Here is a 22244-nt window from a genome sequence, read left to right as displayed (position 1 = left end):
CAATTCGTTTTTGGGTTTTAAAAATACGGCGATTTCAGGGCATAAAAAAACCAGGGGCAACCCTGGCATTACTAAAGATATATTATGCAGGATTCTAACCTGCCGCGTACCGGGCTGCCGGATGATAGGTGCTGTTATATATAAACAATACCGATCCTTCTTTAATTACATCAATAATCGGGCGACTCAAAGCCCTGGGCACCGCCGGGCAGCCAAAGCTTCGTCCCAGGTATCCCAGTTCATTAATGCTCGACTGGCTTACATAATCGGCTCCATGCAACACAATCGCACGCACCATCGCCTTATCGTTCACGCCGGACTCCAACCCTTTTAATTTGAGTGAATAGCCGTTTCCTCCGTAATAAGGCTCATCTGTAAGATAAAAACCAAGACTACTTTTATTTGAAGACATGGCATTACTAAACGAAGTGGCCATCAGGCTTCCCGAATTTCTTCCATGTGCCGCCCAGGTATTAAACAATACCTGGTAATGTTTTATATCCAGCACATACATGCGTTTATTAATGCTGGGCTGATCGAAATCGATCACGGTTATGATGGAATCGTTTTTCAGAAGCCCCTCTTTTTTCAACTCATCAAAACCTTCCATGGCATCCAAAAATGCCTGCTCGGAAAGGCCTTTCAGATCCAGCCCCAGGCTATCATACATCAATTCGTGAGCCGATGAAGCACCCGTTAAGAAAGAACCCGCTCCCCAATGCCATCCGATAATATCCTTAAAATCGCTTTCGGATACCGTCGGTTCCACCGGCGCATCAAACCGCCAGGAGCTGGTTGCCATTGCCACGACTAACAGTAGTACCGGTACAATCTTTTTCACAATAGAAGACCTCATAGTTAAAAAATCTCTTTTTTAATTATTTAAATTATTAAAAACTGATAATAAGGTTTGGTACGATTTAGGGGACTTAAGCAGCATAATAATCGCAATTCCCATTTCAGCCGCTCACAGTGTACAGACAATTTTCCCTGAAACCGCTGCAAAGGTACTGCAGGCGGCCGGTTTTTTCGTTACAAAAAACCTAAAAGAAATATTTAATATAAAATAATTTGTATATATTTAATTCCCAATACCCAGCACTTTCTTAGCCAGCTCAATCATTTGGGGGTCCCCTGTATGTTTTCCGTTTTCATCTGAAAGTTTTACTGTGGAGATCCAGCGCCGGCCCTCCAGTTGAACACCCGTTAGTTTCATTACAATATTCATGGGCTCTAACCCCACATCGTTCGTCAGGTTCGTTCCGATGCCAAAGGATATCCCTATTTTATCCCTGGTTGCATGGGTGATCTCTGCCACTTTTTCTGAGTTCAATCCATCGGAAAATATGATAAACTTATAAGCGGGATTGATGCCTAATTTTTTATAATGGGCGATCACTTTTTCTGCATAGGCGATCGGCTCCCCGCTGTCATGGCGTACCCCATCAAAGAGCTTTGCAAACTTTTTATCGAATTGCTCAAAAAAAACATCATTGGTATAGGTGTCCGAAAGCGCTACGCCCAGGTCACCGCGATACACGGCTGCCCAGTGTTCCAGGCTGAGGCTGTTAGCCATTGTAAAACCATATTTAGCGCCATGAAACATAAACCATTCGTGTGCATGTGTTCCTATCGGTTTTTTATTTGAAAGCATCGCCAGGTGTACATTGCTTGTTCCCACGAAGCTTTTCCCGCCATGCTTTGCAAGGGTGTTTACCACCAGTTGCTGCACTTCATAAGAATGTCTTCGCCGGGTTCCAAACTCCGCAACCGGCACATCCAGGTCTTTATAGATCCTTGTTTTTTCTATGGTATTTTTTATCACCTCTTGATCGGCATTCCGTTGCTGACCGGTCATTTTATAATACAGTTCGCTTATCAGGAATAAGATAGGCACTTCCCATAAAATGGTCCGGAACCAATGCCCTTCCACTGTAACTTCGAGCTCTTTTCCCTGCTGAACGATGCTCACTTCTGCGGGATCATACTGATAGCCCGTCAGCAGATCCAGATAAGCTGCATTTAAATAAGGGCAGTTTTTCACAAGATACTCCCGCTCTTTTTTTGTTAGCCTTAAAGTTGCCATTTGCTCCACCTGTTCTTTTAATGCCGCACCAAAGCCCTCAGGGAATTCATGCCTGCCACGGTTAATAAAAGCATAGCGGGCCTTTACATCAGGGAACAATTGCATTACGGCGCATTGCATGGTAAATTTATAAAAATCATTATCCAGCAACGATACGCAAGGGAAAAGATGTTCGGTTTTGTTCATATTTCAAACCTACATATTTTTTGGGGTTTACAGAATGATTGGCTTGCTGAAGATTTCACGCGGCGTTTATTTCACGCAGCAACAGTAAGGGTTTCACATAAGGACGCAAAGATTTCACGCGGCGTTTATTTCACGCAGCAACAGTAAGGGTTTCACATAAGGACGCAAAGATTTCACGCGGAGGCGCAGCGGAGCAGTGGCGCGGAAGCAGTTTCACGCAAGGACGCAGAGGAAGCGACTCCTTTGCGGTTACAACTGCCTTACAGCTTTTATTCGCTGTGGCTAATTCTGATTTTTTACTTTTCTTTGCAGCATGACAATACAGGTAGGCATTATCATGGGCAGCGACAGCGATCTGCCCGTTATGGAACCGGCTGCAGCCATCCTTAAAACGTTTGGAATCGCATACGAAGTAACGGTGGTTTCTGCGCATCGCACCCCCCTGCGTATGATCGAATACGCTACAAAAGCAAAAGAGCGGGGGCTGAAAGTGATCATTGCCGGCGCCGGTGGTGCAGCGCATCTTCCGGGAATGGTGGCCTCTATAACCACCTTACCGGTGATTGGCGTTCCTGTAAAATCAAGCAATTCCATTGACGGATGGGATTCTGTGCTGAGTATTCTGCAAATGCCGAATGGTGTGCCGGTGGCCACTGTTGCGTTAAATGCCGCAAAAAATGCGGGCATCCTCGCCGCCCAGATCATCGGGGCGTCAGACGATACCCTTAACGAAAAAATAGCGGCGTACAAAAGAGCCATGGAAACGGAAGTCCTGGGAAAAGTAGAACAGCTCCGGTCTAAAGGGCAACCCAACGCGTTTGATCCCTCTTGATAAATAGACGAAGCCGGCTTCTCAAAAAAACTCAAACAGATACTGATCCCTGAAATCAATATTGTTTTGCTTCAGCAATGCCAGGTATTCGTTGTGAAATGTTTTTTCCTGATGGTGTGCTTCCTGGTTATGTACGTATTCCGCCACGGTGCCGATCTGCGCATGAGCATGCGTAAACGCTCCATATCCGCGTTGCCATTCAAATTTGCATTTCGTAAACCCATTATGGTTGATCCAGGCATTGGATGAGGTCTTGATATTTTCGACCAGGTCGGGTATTAACTGATTTACATTATAGCCAATAAAAATGTGAATATGATCGGGCATAGCGTATATGGCTATCAATTTATGTTTATTGTTCTGCACGATCCCCGTTATATACTTCTCCAAAAGATCTTTCCACTCCTTCTTTATTAAGGCTTGTCGGTTTTTGGGCGAAAATACCAGGTGAACGTAACATTGTGTGTAGGTGTTTGCCATGGTGGGTGCTTTTGTCACCATGAATCTACGATTTTTTAACGAGAAACGTTCGCGGCATTTTATGTTTCGCCGCGCTGCGGCTCAGATCCGAACGCCCCTAGTCTATAGATTTCGGCGGTGCGCTGCACCTGAAATGTAATATCCGATAAAGATTGTAATAACGCGGTCGCAGCGCGGCATAAATGCCGATAAGTCAACATCCAGGTTTACCTTGAGGGTAACGCATCGGAGATCTTGTTGCGCCTTCGATGTGTTTTTTAAATGAATAGATACAAAATACACCTTAAGACAAATTGTCCGGTCTATCGCAATTTCTTAGCCGCAGCGCGGCACAAATCCCTATAGGCGCAGCGCGCCGGCAACCCCGCAAAATTATTGTTGTTCCAAAACAACAAATTCCTGTTCCAGGGCAAGGGAGTGTTGGTAGAGGGTTGTGATAAAATCATTGCCATATTGGGCATAAAAAGGAATAAAGTTCTCAATGCGTTCCTGGAGCCCGTCACCGGGAAATAGCTGATTCTTGAGTTTGTCGATCTGACGCATGGCATCCTGGTGATTGCGCTTTTCCGCACGCAACATTTTTTTACCCAACGCTTCTATCTTTTTTAAGGCGGCATGCTCCAAGGCTGCAACATGCTGTACCAATGTACCATCGATCGGTGTTGCCTGGGCTTTTAATTGGTCATAGATGACCGAAAAGGCTTCCACTGTTTTTTTTGTATCCAGCTCTTTTTCAGTGTTCGTGCTGACCCACTCCTTCTTCAGATCAAAAGAAGTTTGAAAAAGCTGTGTTGGCGAAATTCCTAATTTTTCTTCGAGAGCGGCCTGTTGCCTGTTAATAAAAAGGAATGAATTACGGAGCACCAGCACCGGGTAAGGCACATTATACCGGGCGAATACTCTTTTGAGCTGCGTCCAATAGGCCAGTTCCCCGCCACCGCCGATGAATAAAAGATTCGGAAGTATCCGTTCCTGGTATACCGGTCGCAGGATCACGTTGGGGCTAAATCTTTCGGGATTCGTATCGACCTCCTTTATTATTTGTTCCTGTGTAAATACCTTTTGGGTATCAACCACGTTCCATTGACCGCCGGCACGTTCAATCCGGTTCCGCCCTTCATCAGACAAATAAAACAAATTGATCGGGCGGCCATGAGCCTGCACTTTATAACCGGCTTCAGCCAATTCTTTCGCCGTTTCTTCCACCAATTGTATAGAGTGGCCCTGCAACAGTTCATCCCTGAAAATATCGGCAGCAGTGGCTTTCAGCTCTTTGTTATCAGCAATCAGCACAACCAACCCGTAAGCGGCAAACAGGAAATTAACGAAGTGCAAAGTTGCCTCTTGTATTAAGGCCCCCTCCCTGTAAAAATCTTTAATTTTCCTGGTAATTTCCTGCCCGAAAGGCAATACATTCACCTGGGCTTCTATCCGCGCAATAAGCTCCAGCAAAGGTTTATCCACCTTCATACGCCCCACGGCGCCTGTTTGATCCGTACTCCAAACCAGCTTTTCACCATTGACCGATAGTTGCCCCAGCTCTTCAAGATCGGCATCCTCGCTACCCATATAATAAACGGGAACAAAATCAAATTCAGGAAACAGTTGTTTGCAATAGGCCGCCAGTTTTACAGCATGCAATATTTTATAGATAAAGTATAAAGGTCCGGTAAAAATATTGGGCTGATGTGCCGTCGTAATGGTGAAAGTAGTTTCTTTCCGGAGCAATTCAATATGCTCCTTTACCTTTTGAAAAGGTTGTACTTCCGAATATTGTTGTTGTAAAACGTTTGCCAGCAAGGTCCGGCTGGTAGCAGTATCCTGCCGGCGGCTGATCGCATCACCAATGGCCTGCTTATCAGGAAAACCATTGTAAAAGGATTTTAATTTTTCATCCCGGCCCAGATAGTCCAGCACCAGTTTGCCAAAATAACCGGTTTCCCCGTACGAAATATTCAAAACCTTACAGTCCATATAGATCAGATTGCAAAACAAAATGAAAAATACAATAACATTTTTAAAATGAAATAGTTTTATTTTTAGTGAATGATTATTTTAATTCAATGCGTTGACCAGGTAGGATTGGTGGCTGCTGTTTCGAAAGTAACGGCAAATGCCGGTCTTAACATCATCTCTATGCGGGAGTATGTGAACATTGATGCCAACCGGTTTTACCTGCGCCTTGAGGTTGCCGACGAAAATTTCGAGCCGGCATTTGTAAAAACGGCATTGGAAAAAGTGCTGCCGGAGAACAGTTCAATCGGTATTGCTACCGGCACAAAGAAAAAAATTGTGGTACTGGTTACCAAAGAATACCATTGCCTGGGTGATATTCTGCTGAGGAATTATTTTAATACGCTCGGCGCCAGTGTAGCATGCGTTATCGGCAATCATGAAACGTTACGTGGATTAACGGAAAAATTTGACATCCCCTTCCATTTCATAGATCATACTGATATATCGAAGGAATATTTTGAAGAAACATTGATGCAAACATTAAGCAACTATTCATTTGACTATATTGTGCTGGCCAAATTTATGCGCATTCTTTCCCCCGGCTTCGTGGCAGTATTTCCTTACCGGATCATCAACATACACCACTCATTTCTGCCCGCATTTATCGGGGCTAATCCTTACCGGCAGGCGCACGAGCGGGGGGTAAAACTAATCGGCGCTACTGCGCATTTTGTAACCGATACCCTTGATGAAGGACCTATTATAGCACAGCAAATCATCCCGGTAAATCATGCGCATTCCGTTAAGGATATGGTTACCCTGGGTAAGGAAGTAGAAGAAGCGGTGCTGGCAAAAGCTTTGCAACTCGTATTACAGGACCGCGTTATTGTTGACAAAAACAAAACGGTGGTGTTTGAAAACTGATAAAAAAATCATCCTGCCAAAAGCCAGGATGATTCAACAAATTTTAAGCCAAGGATCAAGCGCCCTTTTTACGGGTAGCCAATCCATACAGCCATAATAAGAGAATAGCGCCCAGGATGGCAAATAGAAATCCTTTAAACGACCAGTTCCCATTAATAGAAATTCCCAATACCTGTGTTCCAATCCATCCACCCACAAAAGCGCCGGCAATACCAATAAGAATGGTAACGATCCATCCGCCGGGGTCCTTACCAGGATGTAGTGCTTTAGCAATTGCACCTGCAATCAATCCGAAAATGATCCAAGATAAAATGCCCATAGTTTTTAGTTTTTATGTGAAATAAAATTCCGACACTTAAAACTAACATAAAAAAACATGCCAAAATAAAAAATTTGGCACCGGGTTATCAACATACCCCAGGATCAAATGACCCGTGCAATATGACCTGCCTGCATCATCAGGTCAGCCAATACAATTGCCGTTACCGCCTCTACAATTACCGGTGCACGTAAAGCCACACAAAGATCATGGCGCCCTTTTACTGAAAAATCTTCCATTTGGCCGGTTTCCCAGTTCAGGCTGTGCTGGGGCTTGGGGGTAGAGGCTGTTGGCTTAATGGCGATACGGAAAACCAGCTCATTGCCATTAGTGATCCCCCCTACAATGCCTCCCGCATGGTTGGTGGACGTTTTTCCCTCCATAGTTTCGATGGGGTCATTATGTTGAGAGCCGAACATTTTTGCAGCCGCAAAACCGCTTCCGAACTCCACCCCCTTAACCGCTGGGATCGTAAATAACATATGTGCCAACAATGACTCTACTGAGTCAAAATAAGGTTCTCCTAACCCAACCGGCAGGCCCTTTACGCGGCATTCGATCAATCCCCCTACGGAATCTTTTGCATCGATAGCTTTTTGAAGCCCGCGCTCCGGATCGGGATCACCGCCGATTTCTGTTATAACAGCATCGATCGTAATGTTCCTCAATAACTTTTTCGCGATAACACCGCCAGCAACCAAACCTGTTGTAAGACGGGCGCTGAAATGGCCGCCACCCCGGTAGTCTTCAAAGCCGCCAAATTTTTTATGCGCAACAAAATCTGCATGACCCGGCCGGGGGAAACTTCTTAATTTCTCATAATCGCCGCTGCGCGTATTCTTATTTTCAAAATAGATCATTACCGGGAAGCCGGTTGTTTTCTCATTAAAAACACCGCTCTTAAAAATAGGAATATCGTCTTCTTTCCGGGGCGTGGCACCCTTTTGGTTGCCTCCCTTCCGGCGCTCCATATCGGGCAAAAAATCTTCCACCGGAACCGCAAGGCCCGCAGGAACCCCGTCCAACACCACTCCCACGCACTCCCCATGCGATTCTCCAAATATCTGCACTCTGAATAACTGGCCGAATGAATTCATACTTTATGATTTGAGTCGTGAGACATGAGGCGTTAAACGTGAGCGCTAAAAGCAACTATCAATCCTGTTCCGATTTTATGTTGCGATCACCGCCTACCACACCCATGCCTATCCGTTGTCTGAAAAAGTTTGTTTCAATGAATCGATGTAATTGATCCCGCTGTCAACTGTTGCGCCCAACTGTTTTAAGTGATCATAAAAATCGGGATACGATTTATTGATCGCCTGCGCCTCTTCGATAACAGTTGCACCATCTGCTTTCAATGCAGCCGTAGCGCAGGCCATCGCAATACGATGATCGTGCCGGGAATGCACCACTGCTCCATTTACCGGTCCGCCATGAATGCGCATCCAGTCGCCTTCCAGGTCTATTTTGATTCCCATCTTTCCAAATTCCTGCTGCAGGGTCAGCCCGCGGTCGCTTTCTTTATGCGCCAGCCGGCTTACGCCTTTTACAGAAGTAATGCCTTTACAATTGGCGGCCAGTGCCACCAGTGGCGGAAACAGATCCGGACAGTCCGTGGCATCAAATTCAAAGGCTGTTAAGGGCGCCGCATGCAGCGTGATACCCTTTGCATCCATTGCTATACCTGCATTGGCAGCCATCAATGCTTCCAGGATCTTTTTATCGGCCTGGGTGCTGCCTTGCTGCAATCCTCTTACGTGAATGTTACCGGCAATAGCCCCGGCCACCAATAAAAAAGCACCGCCGCTCCAGTCGCCTTCAACGGTATAATTTATAATTTCTGATTTCTGATTTCTGATTTCTGATTCAGTCCTATGAAAAATAAATTCTTCGTAATTTCTATTCTCCGGGACGTTCATCCCGAATTGCTTCATTACATTCAATGTAAGATCAATATACGGTTTGCTCTTCAGATCTGTTACTTTAATGGCAACGGGTTTTGTGATCGGCGCCACGCTAAAGGCCATCAGTAAGCCCGTAAGAAACTGCGAGCTTAGTGACCCATCTATCGTAATATCCTTCGCCTGCAAGGGGCCCTTCACCTGCAACGGTAATTTCCCGGCATTGGAGGTGATGGCTACCCCGAGTTCCGGCAACACCTGGTCAAAGAAATCCATCGGACGGGTGACCAGGCTCCCTTCACCATTAATGGTAACGGCATTGGTACATAACGAAACAACAGGTGTAAACATCCGGATGCTTAAGCCACTTTCACCGCAATTCACCGCATCCTCTTTGGAATGGATCGCCGCAGGATCTTTCAGGAAGCCACTTTCTATTTCGATAGTCTCGGGATCAATTGTTGAGATCGTTGCTCCCAGCGCGGTTATAATCCCCTGTGCTGCCTTGTCATCATTACTATGGCCCGGATTAGTGATCACAACTTTTGAAGTTGCTAACAACGCCGCCGCACAAGCCCGTTGCATGGAGCTTTTGGAAGCAGGGGCATAAATAGAACCTGATAGCTGAGAAGGATGTATGGTGACCCTCATTTCTAATTTTTTATTTCTGATTTTTTATCCCGATAGTTATCGGGACTTATTTCTGATTCAACCCTCCGATGATCTGCTCCAGTTGTTTCATGGGAATTGCCCGCACCACCGCTTTGCCGATCTTATCCAGCAACACAAAATTCATTGTTTTCAGTTCCCGTTTTTTGTCCATCTTTAATACCTCAAAAACTTTTCCGGGATCAAAATCCAAATGGGTGGGCAAATGATATCTTTCCAAAAGCTGTACCACCCGCTCCGTTTGTTTGAATCCTGACAACTGCTCCGAGATACGGCAGGCAGCTACCATACCGATAGCTATAGCGTGACCGTGGATCAGGTTGTATTGCGTTTCTATGGCATGTCCCAGCGTGTGCCCCAGGTTCAGCAAACGACGGTCTCCTTTTTCAAACTCGTCTTTTTGCACTACCCTGATCTTTATCAGGGCGTTCCGTTCCACTAATTCAGCGATCGTTTTCCTGCGGCTTTGATAATCTTTTAATGTATTCTTTTCGAGCGCAGCAAACAGCGCGGCATCTTTAATACAGGCATGTTTGATCACTTCCGCAAACCCATTCTCCCATTCCAGTTGCGGCAGGGAGTTAAGCAGGTTCATATCATGCAGGATAAACGAAGGCTGCCGGATGACACCAACCATATTTTTATACGGGCCAACGTCAATGCCGTTTTTACCACCGATAGAAGCATCCACCAAACCCAGGATGGACGTAGGCACAAATCCAAAGCGAAGCCCCCGCATATAAACGGAGGCAATATACCCGGTGATATCGGTAATAACACCTCCGCCAACGCCAATCAATGTCGTTTTCCGGTCGGCCTGCAGTCCAATCAATTGCTGAATCACTTCATCAACGGTAGGCTGAACCTTGTATTGTTCGCCCGGTTTTAGCACGATGGTTTTCCAGCCGCTGAACTTTTTACTGTGTGCAGTATAAATATGTTCATCGGTAATGATCACCGCCATTTTTTTATCAGCGATTTCTTTGAGCTTACTGATGGCTGCTGCAAAGTAAAAATGTGTGGCAGCGGTGGAGAATTTTATTATTTTTTCCATTTATGAAAGGATCATGGTTCATAGATCATAGTTCATGGCGCGCTATGACCCATGAACTATGATCTATGAACTATCAAACTATGAGCTAAGATGCGTCCATTATATTTTTCTGATGATTAATGCTCTCCAAATGCACGGCATCGAGGTATTTCATAATGAAATCTTTGCTCAATCCCAGCTTTTCGCCTTTAGCCATCATTTTATCTAAGATCTCCTGCCATCGGTTGGTTTGTAAAATGGTCAGGTTATTCTCTTTTTTATACTGTCCGATCTTATCGGCGATCTTCATCCGCTGGGAAAGGATCTGCAGCATTTCATCATCGAGGTGATTGATCTGCTGGCGTAATTTTTCCAGGCCGCCCTGCAACTGGGAGTTGTCCTTACTTTCTTTTCTCCATACGATCGCTTCCAGCATTTCCTTTAAGCGCTCCGGTGTTATTTGTTGTTTGGCATCGCTCCAGGCATTGTCCGGATCGATATGCGATTCGATCATAACGCCATCATAATCCAGGTCGATCGCCTTTTGTGCCACATCAAACAGGCCGTCCCGATTTCCGCAAATATGCGAAGGATCGTTGATGATCGGCAGCTCAGGGTAACGCAGCTTCATTTCAATAGCCAGGTGCCACATGGGTGCATTACGAAACTGTGTGTTTCCATAAGAAGAGAAGCCACGGTGGATCAGGCCTATGTCTTTAACGCCGGCGCGTGCAATGCGCTCCACACCGCCGCCCCACAATTCCAGGTCGGGATTGATCGGATTTTTCACCAGTACCGGCACATCAACGCCGCGAAGCGCATCTGCCACTTCCTGTACGCTGAACGGATTTACCGTAGTACGCGCGCCGATCCAGAGAATATCCACATCAAACGTTAAGGCGTCCTCTACCTGTTTGGCTGTTGCCACTTCAATTGCCGTAGGCAAACCGGTTGCTTTTTTTGCAGCCTGCAACCAGGGGAGTCCCTTTGCGCCAATGCCTTCAAACATACCCGGCTTGGTACGCGGTTTCCATATACCGGCCCGTAAAGCATCAACTTTTCCGGTAGCCGCAAGGCGCTTAGCCGTTGCAATTACCTGCTCTTCCGTTTCAGCGCTGCAAGGCCCGCTGATCACTATCGGGCGTTTTGCCCATACCTGTTGTGTTTTTTCTTTATCCGTCATTTCAGCCGTTTTCATTTTTTTAAATTATTAATTATTTGATGATCCGTTTTATTTTATTGGCGTCGTCGATCAATGCCTGCAAGCCCTTGCTATCATTGGATTGTATCGATTCTTTAAATTTGGTAAGCTGATCAATATGCTCCGTCAATACATCGATGACATTTTCTTTATTTTGCAGGAAGATGGGCACCCACATCTCCGGGTTGCTCTTTGCCAGGCGCACGGTACTTTCAAAACCCGCTGATGCAATTTCAAAGATAGCGCTCTCCACTTTTTCTTTTTCCAAAACCGTATTGGCCAATGCAAAAGACGTGATGTGCGAGATATGACTTACATAGGCCACATGCAGATCATGGGCTTTGGCTTCCATTTCCACCAGGCGCATGCCTATTTTTTCATACATTTTCTTTATCCAGTCCAGCGCGTCAGGATCCGACTCATGGGTATTGCAAAGAATCACCGCCTTTCCTTCAAAGGCCCCGCGCTGAGCGGCTTTGGGCCCGCTGTACTCCGTACCCCACATAGGATGCGTGGCTACATAGCGCCCGCGTTTGGGATGTTCTTTTACCGCTTCGATCAATGCAGCCTTTGTTGATCCCATATCAAAAACGATCTGATCCGTCACCCGATCCAGTACTTGCGGCAACAGGCTTACCATTTTATTTACAGGGATCGCCAACACAATTACTTCAGCGGCTGCTATTGCTTCTTCCAGGGGCAAAAATTCATCCACCAATTCATATTCCAGCGCCTGTTCCGCATGCTCCTGGTTTGCCTCCACCCCTATCAGCTTTGCCGATAATTTTTTTTCGTGCAACTGCAATGCCATCGAGCCGCCGATCAACCCTACCCCAACAATTGCTATGCGCTTACGATTGCTCATCTTACTAATGCTTTATTTCTTTTACCCGTTTGATGGCTTCTTCAAACCGCCCTGTTGATCCGCATAAGCTAATGCGGATATATTGATCCCCTGCATTGCCAAAAATGCCGCCGGGGGTAATAAATACGTTGGCGTTATATAAAATATCGTCGGCCAGTTCATACCCGTCTTTGTAGGTTGCAGGAATAGCGGCCCACATGAACAGGCCTACCTGCTCTTTTGAATAGGTACATCCTAACAGGTCCAGCAGTTCATATACTTTCTGCCGCCGTTCGCGGTACACCGCATTTACTGCATCATGCCATTCTTTACCCAACGTTAAGGCTTTTGCTGCTGCCAGTTGCAGCGGAAGGAACATACCGCTGTCCATATTGCTCTTAAAGCGCAACACTTCATTGATACGATCAGCGGCGCCCACTAAAACGCCCAGGCGCCAGCCGGCCATATTATGCGATTTACTGAGCGAGTTCAATTCGATCACTACCTCTCTGGCCCCCGCTACACTTAAAAAACTGATCGGGTGATCATTTAATATAAAGCTATACGGGTTGTCATGCACGATGAGTATACCGTGTTTTTTTGCGAACAGTACCAGCTTTTCAAAAACCGTTTTATCCGGCTGTTGCCCCGTAGGCATCTGGGGATAATTTACGAACATCAGTTTTACGCCTGTCAGATCATTGGCCTCCAGCGCTTCCAGGTTGGGCTGGTAATTATGTTCTGCCGTCAGCTCATAACTCACTGTAACACCCCCTGCGATCTTCACATTGCTGGCATAGGTTGGGTAGCCGGGGTTGGGCACCAATGCCTTATCCCCTTCGTTCAAATAGGTCATACAAATATGCATGATCCCCTCTTTGCTGCCGATCAGCGGCAGGATCTCTGTTTCCGGATCCAGGGTAACGCCATACCAGCCCTGATACCAGTCTGCATAAGCCTTTCGTAAAACCGGGCTGCCTTTATAATTCTGGTACCCATGTACATTGGGCTTTTGCGCTTCTTCCTGCAACACCTTTATTACATCCGGGTGCGGCGGCAGATCAGGGCTTCCGATACCAAGATTGATGATATTTTTACCCTGCTGATTCAGCGCATCTATTTCTCTCAGTTTTTTTGAGAAATAGTATTCGCCCACCCCCTGTAATCTCTTTGCTACTTCCATACACCTTTATTATAGACTCCGTAAATTTTTATCTGTTCTGTTAAGGGTTTCATTTTCTCGATCACTCTTTCAAAGGAGAGCAGACTGTCAAATTCCATATCCGCATGAAACTGGTATTTGAACTCCGATCCCGGGATAGGGAAGCTTTGTAATTTGGTGAGGTTTACTTTATGTATGGCAATGACGCCTAATACCCTCGCCAGGCTTCCCTCTTTGTGTACCGTTTGAAAATTGATAGATGCCTTATTGCCTCCCTGAGCCACCCCCACATCTTCCGGCCGTTTCAGCACAATAAATCTTGTGTAATTCTTTTTCTGCGTCTGGATCCTGGGGGCGATCACTTTCAGATCAAATAATTCAGCAGCCAGTGTACTGGCGATCGCCGCTGTATGTTTCGATTTGTATTGCGCGATATGTTTGGCGCTTAAAGCCGTATCCTCGGATTCTACCAGTTTCCACTTGTGCTGGTCCAGGTAGTCATAACATTGTTGTAAGGCCATGGTGTGCGAATGCACTTCTTTAATATCTTCCAGTTCCACATTATGATTCACCAACAGGTTTTGGTCGACCTGCAGGTAAATCTCCCCAACAATATGGAGATTACTTTTCTGGATCAGGTTGTAATTAGGTAAGATGCTTCCGGCAATAGAGTTTTCAATCGCCATGATGCAGCCATCGGTTCTTTTTTTATCCTTAGCCGCATCTATCACTTCCCGGAAGGTACTGCAGCAGCGCACTTCCGTTTCTTTACCATAAAAGAATCTTGCAGCCATCTGGTGAAAGCTCCCCTCAAACCCCTGGATCGCAATAGGCCCTGCAGCCGCCAGGTTGCCCACGGTGCCTTTACTTATTTTTGTTATTTCAGATTCTTTGGGGGTCATAACGCCATTATTTTACAATTGGGTTAAAAAAAATCCCGGCCTTCTTCGCCGGGATCTTCTTTTATTTCTAGTGATTTTATTTCTATTTAAATTACTTCAACAAAAGCGAACCCGGCTTTGCTCCAAAAAAGAAAAAGCTAAAATAAAACCAGGTATAGAATCTTGTTGATTTCATAATTGAGTGCCAAAGATAAAATGAAATTTTAAAATCAGAAAAATTTTTTTCAAAAAAAATCAACAACTAACAGTTGTTATCGAATAACTTATAAGAATATTGCTCATTTGTTGCTCTTTAACGAAATTTCAAACACCGCTTCAAAATTATTCCGCAGTTTTTGCTTTACCTCTTCCATAGCCACGTTCCGTCCCAATTCTTTTTGGAGAGAGGTTACCTGTTTGTTCTGTATTCCGCAAGGGATAATAAAATTGAAATAATCCAGGTCTGTATTTACATTCAGGGCAAAACCATGCATGGTGATCCACCGGCTGGTGCGCACCCCGATGGCGCAGATCTTCCGCTCACGGCCTTTTATAAAGGGATCCAGCCAAACCCCCGTTTCGCCCGGAGACCGCTCCCCTTTTAAACCATATTCCCCAATGGTCCGGATGATCACTTCTTCGATATTGCGCAGGTAGCGGCCAATGTCTGTATAAAACCGCTCCAGGTCAAAAATGGGATAACCCACCACCTGGCCGGGACCATGATAGGTAATATCCCCGCCCCGGTTGATCCGGAAGAAATCGATCCCGCGCTTCGCGAGATTTTCCTCGCTCAGCAAAACATTTTCAATATGCCCGCTCTTACCCAGCGTGTACACATGCGGATGCTCTACAAACAGCAAATGATTTATCGTTTGTCGTTTATCGTTTATCGTTTCACCACGCTCCTCCGCCTCGCGCAATGTCGTTTTAATGGCTACATTTTCCTGCAATAATTTTTCCTGGTAATCCCAGGCGTCTTTATAACGCACGGCGCCTATATCTTCGAAAAATACTTCCTGGTTCATTGTCGCTATTCCGTTTCAAGTCTGACGTCTGATGTCTGACGTTTTAGGCTTTATAACATTTTTAGTTTACACAGATTTATCAGAATTACACAGAAGCTTTTTAAATTTTCCGCCAGGTCACGAACCCTTTCTGTGAAAATCTGTGGCTTCTGTGAGCAGCCCTTTCACCTTTTATAACCTAATTGATCGGCAAAGATATTAAAGTTGTTTAAACTTTTTAACCCTGCACGAACGCCAACCCAACAAAGTCATTCTGGTGGGAAGTTCATTTGGGGCCCGCAGATTTGCGCATCCCGATAAATCGCATGTACGTCAAGATAAAGAACACGATTCAGGCGCTGTAAGCGCCGCGTGTTTATAGTATTCATGATCATCTACGCAACGCATCGGCTCTCCCGCCTCAGCGGGGCCGCGTAAACAGCCCGAACAAATACCATTGCGATTGCTATAAACACAACGCTCCTAACGGAGCGGGAATGGCTCAAATGCTGTTGTAGTTGCAGTTCCAGCAGATTGAATCTAGCGCTTAGCATGACGCGCATCCCGATAAATCGGGAGCCGATGGCGCGGCGCGGATTACACTTCCTTCTTCTGCGGAAGTCTGCGCAATCTCCGGGAGACTTTTTGGCCGCTGATCTATGTGGATCATTTTCATTGTATCCTAAATCATGCTGCTACGCAGAACGATGGAACTGTGTCCGTCTCTGGAGGATTTATGGCAGCTTTCAAATTCACGCGCTCGTCTTTTAATACAAGATACGACAGATGCAGTACCTTTGCCGGAATCAATGGATCAATCAATGTTAATAAACAGCGCGGAAGAACCCGGGGATTTTACGGAAGGAACGGAAAGCAACGATGCCCTGTACCAGAAGTTTATATACAAAACGGATAAGGGACAGGAGCCTTTCCGGATCGACAAATACCTGATGAACCGGATTGAGGGGGCCACCCGCAACAAGATCCAGCAGGCCATCCATAATAAAATGGTATTGGTTGATGGCAAAGAAATAAAACCCAATTACAAGTTAAAGGGCGCACAGGAAATTGTGGTGTACACAGACACTGCGCCGGATGAAAGCGATATCGTTCCGCAAAATATACCCCTGAATATCGAATACGAGGATGATGCCGTTATGATCATTAATAAAACGCCGGGTATGGTGGTGCATCCAGGTTCGGGCAACTACGACGGCACGCTTTTAAACGGCGTAGCCTATCACCTGCAGCAGGAGAACGCAGCTATTACTGAAACAACCCTACCCCGTTTTGGCCTGGTGCATCGCATCGATAAAAATACCAGCGGCTTACTGGTGCTTGCCAAAACGGAACACGCTATGCGTTTCCTGGCGAAGCAATTTTTTGACCACACCGTAAGCCGGAAATACATTGCCCTCGTTTGGGGCGATATGGAGGCTGATGAAGGAACCATTATTGCCCATGTGGGGCGGCACCAGCGTTTCCGCAAATTATTTGAGGCCTATCCTGAGGGGGAGCACGGTAAGGAGGCTATTACCCATTATAAAGTGTTGGAGCGCTTTGGCTATGTAACCCTGGTGCAGTGTATCTTAGAAACAGGTCGTACCCACCAGATACGGGTGCATATGAAATATATAGGCCACCCGCTTTTTAATGATGATTTTTATGGCGGCGACAAAATTGTAAAGGGCACCGTTTACACCAAATACAAACAATTTGTGGAGAACTGCTTCGCCCTGTGCCCGAGACAGGCATTGCACGCCAAAACGCTGGGGTTTATACATCCGGATACGGAACAGGAAATACTGTTTGAAAGTCCCCTGCCCCAGGATATGGAGCAGGTTATTGAAAAATGGAGTAGGTATACGGGCAGGGAGCAATGAGCCATTGAAATACAGGGGGTCGTTTTTTAGCGCACAACTTAGCTCTGCCGGCCAAAAATACTTCCTGGAGCCACTTCCATATATATATCTAAAATATAATAGGTCGAAAGAAAATCATTAACTTTAGGTATGAAAACCAACAAACCGCTGCTGGTCTTGAGTCTTGTTACCATCCTTTTATTCTCTTGCCACAGAGGCTCAGGAGAAGAAACTAAAGGAGGAGCGCCTGCTCCCGGAGTTCCGGCTGGAAATGACTCAGTAGGTCCCGGGACCACCGTTACAACAATGGATCGTTTTATCGGGGCAAATGCATTTATTGACGACCCGGTAGATAAATTAGCGGCTGTCGGATTTATACGGGAATACCATAACTGGGCCTGGGATGAAGGTGATGGCGCCAGTAACTATCCCGGCTTTCCTAACAATCAAATAAAATTTGCCCCCAGTTATCCGGGGTGGAGTTTTGATGATTTTTACCAGGGTTTAAAACAAAACAATGTTCAGGTGGCTCCCTGTTTGCAAGGATCCGTGAACTGGTTGCCGCATAGCGGCGATTATAACTCAGACAATAAACCATTGGACGCAATTGGTGCAGACCCCACATCGCCTTATTCCTATTATGCAAAAGCAAATCATCTATACCAGTTCGCTGCACGATATGGAAGCGTTAAGGTTCCGGATGCGAATCTTTTACTGGCCGCAGGTCAACCCAGGCTTTCGGGACTAAATTACCTGAATTATATTGAAGACTGGAATGAGCAGGATAAAAACTGGAGCGGGCGCGATGCCGAATTTCTCCCCGAAGAATACGCCGCTATGGCCAGCGCCGATTATGACGGTCACTGCAATACCCTGAACAAATTTGGCAAGCAATACGGCATTAAAAACGCTGACCCCTCGCTAAAACTGGTAATGGGCGGGCTTTCCAACGTAGATATCAATTACATTAAGCGGATGAAGTCCTGGTTTGAAGCGAACCGGAAGGATAAACAATTTGCCGCCGACGTTTTAAACTTTCATATTTATGCCTTTAAAGATGGGCAGAGCTGGCAGGGCGGCGGTCCTGCACTAAGCCCCGAAGACGCCCGTTTTAAAGAAAAGCTGGCAGCCGTTGTAGCCTATCGGGATCAGAACCTTCCCGGCAAAGAAGTATGGGTTTCTGAATTTGGCTGGGACACGAATCCGCAATCTGTGTTGGCGCCCCCTCCTATCGGATCCATGGATATGCAGGAAATACAGGCTATCTGGCTGGTACGCGCTTATCTTGCCTTTGCGGCGGCCGGTGTTGACCGGGCTCAAATGTATATGTCGAGAGATTATGATCCCAATAATAAAACCTGGTTTTCGAGCACTGGTCTGATGGGTCCTAAAGGAGATTTTACTCCCAAAAAATCCTGGTATTATGTTTATACCTTAAAGAATGTTTTAACAAATATGCATTTTATGGGATCTCAAAATTCAACCGACCCTAATGTACTTGTTTATAAATTTAAGGATGTGGCCTCTTCAAAAGGAGTATATGTAGTTTGGGCAAAAACCAGTAAAGATTATAAGGTGCCGGGCTATACCCTATCCATCCCTGCGGCAAAAAGTGCACAATTAACTTCATTGGTACCGGGTAGTAACCAGGGCACAACGCAAAGCCTGACGATCAGCCAGGGAACTGTACATTTTGATGTTTCGGAAAAACCTGTTTTCCTTCAGACAGATGCTATCAACTAGGGTTTGGTTTTTCTGGGGAAATATTTAGCCTTGTAGGCGAGAAAAATTTCATTAAAAATACTGAAAGTCACTTTTCTCAATAATTTAGAATCATAGAAGGGTATGTACCGCCAGAAACCCTTAACATCAAAGATCCACCAGACAACAGTTTTCCAATCTTTTTCCCAGTAAGCTCTCCGGAAATCTTTATAAAACAAAGCCAGGTGTTTTGTTTTGTTTTTCATCCCCTTTTGCTGAAAGGGCACTGCAGGGTTTTTCTCCGATAAATAACGAATGGCGTCCAGCAGGTCCGGAGATAAAAAGCGGCCCATCGCCGTCCAGGAATTAGGGCGCATATCTACTTCAATTAAATTATAGGTCCCGTCCCGGGGATCAAACATATAACCGATGCTAGTAAACCCGTTCAGGCCAAGTTTTTCACCCAGGTCTTCCAAATAATCCTTAAGGTCAGGGCAGGGAAAATAATCCCGCTGGGTAGTGAACGAAAACCGGTGGCCGCTGAACTTTCTGATTGATGAAGTTTGGTACATTAGCAGCTTCCCATTGGAAAACAGGGCTTCTACAGGAAATTCGGTGCCCTCAATATATTCCTGCACCAGGACATGCTTATGTACTGGAAGTTTATGAATCGCCCTAACAAAAGTGTCATATGTTTCGGAAATGAACATGCCGTCCCCACCCCATCCAAAATCAGCCTTAATAACAACCGGAAAACGAAGATCATTTTTTATTTTCTCACAATCACTTTCCTTACCATATACCTGGTATCCAGGACAAGGAATGTTATTTTTTTTACAAAACCTGGATAATCCGATCTTCGAAGACAATACCCACCGGTGTTCCGGCTTTGTAAGCGGCATAATTTTCAGGAATTCACTATCCGTCTTTATTTCGTGATTAAATAAATTGAGCGCAATCTCATCTCCAAGAATTACCCAATCATATGGGTGTTGATTCAAAACGCCCCGGAGACCTTCTATAAACTTTTGATCACTGGTTTCGCTTTTATACCATGTATCATAAAATTTATTACAGATCAACCAAGACTGATCAGAACAATATATATCAACCCTACTGTAGCCCCCTTTTTTCAGGATATATGGAATTTCAGTGCAGGTATCCCAATTCCCCCTGCAAACAATCAGCACCGAAGACATAATGCGTTAATAATTTGGTGTAGTTATACGGGCTTATTTAAATACCAGTGTTTTATACCGGTTAAGCACTACCACCACGAAGATAGTCGTTTTAAGGGTAATACTGTTTGTTAAAGCGTAATACCGTTTTGTTAAATTATCTGGTGCCGGATGCCACATTTTTCGAAATATTTTGTATAATTACATCTAGTTTAGAATCAGTATATTAATTATATTATAAAAAAATAATTTCCAGTTAAGACAATAAATGATAATTTTGCACCGTTTAGAAAAATTATTAATATGTTTTTTCTAAGAATCATCGGAAGGTTCTCGTTCCTTTGCATTCAAAATCAATAATTTAAGCAAATGTCTTCACGTACAATTTATTCTTTTTCAAAAATTAATTTGTTTGCTATTTTCCTTTTAACGGCTTTTTCGTTCGCCTGCAATAAAGGGGGTAATATGCTTGCGGCAAACCATCCGCCTAAAGCTGATTCCTCAACAACTACCCAACCGGTGGTGCCTGCCCCACCAGTAACAGTAACCCCACAGGGGAGAACTTTCCTTGTAGGCAAAGGATCGGGAGATCTTCTTATTGACGGAAATAACTTCGTGATGAATGGTGCAAAAATGAATTTACAAAATGGCGATAGCATAAAAATTCAGGGAGGCTCCTACAATTCTATTTCCGTTCAAAATATCTCTGTTCCTGACGGCAACCGGGTAACCATTGCAAACGCGGGATTGATCAGCCTTGACGGAACAGATAAAATGCTGACATTATCGAATTTAAATAATGTTACCGTAAGCGGCGGCGGTGTGAATGGTATGAGCAGGGGATTTGCGTTTCTAAACAATTCTTACCGGGCAGTTATTCTTGAGGGAACCATCAACAATTTTACGCTTCAAAATATGCTGTTTAAGAATATTGGGGATTACGTAATCTATTATAATGACCTGGATAAACTGGTGTACGACGGCTCGGCCCAATCCTACCGTTCCAATATTGCTTTCCTCAACCTTGACGGAGAAAACATTAACACCTTTATCAATCTGCCCGGCGATATCAGCAACAGCAATTTCACTGGTCTTTTAAGGAACGTTGAGGTAGGACATATCAGTTGCATCAATTCTCCGGGAATCGGGATCGTGGTTTCCCTGGGCGCTTGTGAAGACTATAATGTACACGATAATCTTATCAACAATATTAATAGCCAAAATGACAATCACAACGGGATCTTTATGCTTTCCGGCAATGGTAAATTTTACAATAACACCGTAAAAAACCATCAGGGCAATGCTATAAGGGCCTGGCTTTATAGTGTATCGTCTCCCAAAACAGTCGAGATCTACAACAATATAGTGTACAACAGCCGTAAATACAGCGCCTTTGAGGTTCAAGTACCTCCTTATGTAAAGGCAAGCCCGCTTTTTAAACCCGCCAATGCAAAAGTATATAATAATACCGCAGGCCAGATGAACACCAGCCTTAGTTCATTTCCCGGCAGACTGCTGGATCTTTACAATACTTATGGAACCTTGGAGTTTTACAACAACCTTGCATTCGCAAACAATGATGCGGAATTGATCAACGATATGTCTGATACAAAGATCACTGTTAACTCAAATAATGTCTACAAAGCCGCGCTGGGCGATGCCGTAGTAAACAGTACCAATCTAAATTCGAAAATCCCCGGGGTGGGCGCCACTGCCGCATTTTAATAATACTAGTCCAACGCAGGCGTTTGGATTAAACTACCATTTGATTCGTTTTGCAAGGATCACAGTTGTTTTTAGAAATAAGATTTTACAAATCCCTGTTATTTCAACCAAAACATAGAGCCCGCATTAAACAACTTATCTGGTTATAAAATCTGAAAATCCGATAAACCATTCTTCTGCCTGCTATTTTTATAGCACAATTATATTTATTGCAGTATACATATGTAAAAATAATTCGAATTATTATTTTTTTTAATAATTGGCATGGGATTTGGACTGCTATAGCATAATAAA

The 22244-nt window shown here is 44.9% G+C and carries 19 protein-coding genes; 5 read left to right on the top strand and 14 right to left on the bottom strand.

The window, feature by feature from the left end; genetic code table 11:
• Positions 1-94: 94 nt before the first annotated feature.
• Positions 95-856 (bottom strand): murein L,D-transpeptidase catalytic domain family protein, encoded by a 762-nt coding sequence (locus NIASO_RS01105; protein ID WP_008582139.1) that lies wholly within the window; start codon positions 854-856, stop codon positions 95-97.
• A gap of 225 nt (positions 857-1081) precedes the next feature.
• Positions 1082-2272, bottom strand: coding sequence for a nicotinate phosphoribosyltransferase (pncB, locus tag NIASO_RS01100; protein WP_008582140.1), 1191 nt, complete (start codon positions 2270-2272; stop codon positions 1082-1084).
• A 313-nt stretch (positions 2273-2585) separates the two neighbouring features.
• On the opposite strand from pncB, the gene purE reads away from it, so the two are divergent.
• Positions 2586-3104, top strand: a complete 519-nt coding sequence (gene purE / locus NIASO_RS01095) for a 5-(carboxyamino)imidazole ribonucleotide mutase (protein ID WP_008582142.1) — start codon at positions 2586-2588, stop codon at positions 3102-3104.
• Between the two features lie 21 nt (positions 3105-3125).
• Here the strand turns inward: purE and tnpA are convergent, their stop codons facing one another.
• Both tnpA and bshC read right to left on the bottom strand, forming a co-directional pair.
• On the bottom strand, positions 3126-3605 hold the full coding sequence (gene tnpA, locus NIASO_RS01090) for an IS200/IS605 family transposase (RefSeq protein WP_008582145.1): 480 nt from the start codon (positions 3603-3605) through the stop codon (positions 3126-3128).
• A 351-nt stretch (positions 3606-3956) separates the two neighbouring features.
• Entirely contained in the window at positions 3957-5558 is a 1602-nt protein-coding gene (gene bshC / locus NIASO_RS01085) for a bacillithiol biosynthesis cysteine-adding enzyme BshC (RefSeq protein ID WP_008582146.1), read from the bottom strand.
• A 72-nt stretch (positions 5559-5630) separates the two neighbouring features.
• On the opposite strand from bshC, the gene purU reads away from it, so the two are divergent.
• Positions 5631-6464, top strand: a complete 834-nt coding sequence (purU, locus tag NIASO_RS01080; protein WP_008582148.1) for a formyltetrahydrofolate deformylase — start codon at positions 5631-5633, stop codon at positions 6462-6464.
• A 55-nt stretch (positions 6465-6519) separates the two neighbouring features.
• Here purU and NIASO_RS01075 read toward each other — a convergent pair whose 3' ends face one another.
• From NIASO_RS01075 to lipB, 9 genes are all read right to left on the bottom strand, one after another.
• Positions 6520-6783 carry a GlsB/YeaQ/YmgE family stress response membrane protein gene (locus tag NIASO_RS01075; RefSeq protein ID WP_008582150.1) on the bottom strand — a complete coding sequence of 88 codons (264 nt, stop codon included), beginning with the start codon at positions 6781-6783 and terminating at the stop codon, positions 6520-6522.
• Between the two features lie 104 nt (positions 6784-6887).
• The gene (locus NIASO_RS01070; protein WP_008582152.1) at positions 6888-7880 is read right to left on the bottom strand and encodes a chorismate synthase; all 993 of its coding nucleotides are present in this window, start codon (positions 7878-7880) and stop codon (positions 6888-6890) included.
• A 108-nt stretch (positions 7881-7988) separates the two neighbouring features.
• Positions 7989-9338, bottom strand: coding sequence for a 3-phosphoshikimate 1-carboxyvinyltransferase (gene aroA / locus NIASO_RS01065; protein WP_008582154.1), 1350 nt, complete (start codon positions 9336-9338; stop codon positions 7989-7991).
• A gap of 46 nt (positions 9339-9384) precedes the next feature.
• Entirely contained in the window at positions 9385-10410 is a 1026-nt protein-coding gene (gene aroB, locus NIASO_RS01060; RefSeq protein ID WP_008582155.1) for a 3-dehydroquinate synthase, read from the bottom strand.
• An 85-nt stretch (positions 10411-10495) separates the two neighbouring features.
• On the bottom strand, positions 10496-11587 hold the full coding sequence (locus tag NIASO_RS01055; protein ID WP_008582156.1) for a chorismate mutase: 1092 nt from the start codon (positions 11585-11587) through the stop codon (positions 10496-10498).
• Between the two features lie 16 nt (positions 11588-11603).
• Entirely contained in the window at positions 11604-12455 is an 852-nt protein-coding gene (locus tag NIASO_RS01050) for a prephenate dehydrogenase (protein WP_008582158.1), read from the bottom strand.
• Positions 12456-12459: 4 nt separating this feature from the next.
• A complete protein-coding gene (locus NIASO_RS01045; RefSeq protein WP_008582160.1) occupies positions 12460-13617 on the bottom strand; it encodes a pyridoxal phosphate-dependent aminotransferase in 1158 nt (385 codons plus the stop codon).
• On the bottom strand, positions 13608-14498 hold the full coding sequence (locus tag NIASO_RS01040; RefSeq protein ID WP_008582162.1) for a prephenate dehydratase: 891 nt from the start codon (positions 14496-14498) through the stop codon (positions 13608-13610). Before NIASO_RS01040 ends, NIASO_RS01045 begins: the two co-directional genes overlap by 10 nt.
• 278 nt (positions 14499-14776) lie before the next feature.
• On the bottom strand, positions 14777-15505 hold the full coding sequence (gene lipB / locus NIASO_RS01035) for a lipoyl(octanoyl) transferase LipB (RefSeq protein ID WP_008582164.1): 729 nt from the start codon (positions 15503-15505) through the stop codon (positions 14777-14779).
• An 800-nt stretch (positions 15506-16305) separates the two neighbouring features.
• Here lipB and NIASO_RS01030 point away from each other — a divergent pair.
• Both NIASO_RS01030 and NIASO_RS01025 read left to right on the top strand, forming a co-directional pair.
• Complete coding sequence (locus tag NIASO_RS01030) at positions 16306-17367, top strand: RluA family pseudouridine synthase (RefSeq protein WP_025298593.1); 1062 nt, start codon at positions 16306-16308, stop codon at positions 17365-17367.
• A 129-nt stretch (positions 17368-17496) separates the two neighbouring features.
• Positions 17497-19089: a hypothetical protein gene (locus NIASO_RS01025; RefSeq protein WP_008582167.1), complete on the top strand. Its 1593-nt coding sequence runs from the start codon at positions 17497-17499 to the stop codon at positions 19087-19089.
• On the opposite strand, the gene NIASO_RS01020 is transcribed toward NIASO_RS01025, so the two are convergent.
• A complete protein-coding gene (locus NIASO_RS01020) occupies positions 19086-19949 on the bottom strand; it encodes an ATP-grasp domain-containing protein (protein ID WP_168128479.1) in 864 nt (287 codons plus the stop codon). The two genes, NIASO_RS01025 and NIASO_RS01020, sit on opposite strands and share 4 nt — an antisense overlap.
• Positions 19950-20594: 645 nt before the next feature.
• On the opposite strand from NIASO_RS01020, the gene NIASO_RS01015 reads away from it, so the two are divergent.
• Positions 20595-21950 carry a hypothetical protein gene (locus tag NIASO_RS01015; RefSeq protein WP_025298592.1) on the top strand — a complete coding sequence of 452 codons (1356 nt, stop codon included), beginning with the start codon at positions 20595-20597 and terminating at the stop codon, positions 21948-21950.
• Positions 21951-22244 lie beyond the last annotated feature (294 nt).

Source organism: Niabella soli DSM 19437 (assembly GCF_000243115.2).
Taxonomy (GTDB): domain Bacteria; phylum Bacteroidota; class Bacteroidia; order Chitinophagales; family Chitinophagaceae; genus Niabella; species Niabella soli.
Note: the sequence above shows the minus strand (reverse complement) of the source record. Positions and strands in the feature narration are given on the sequence as shown.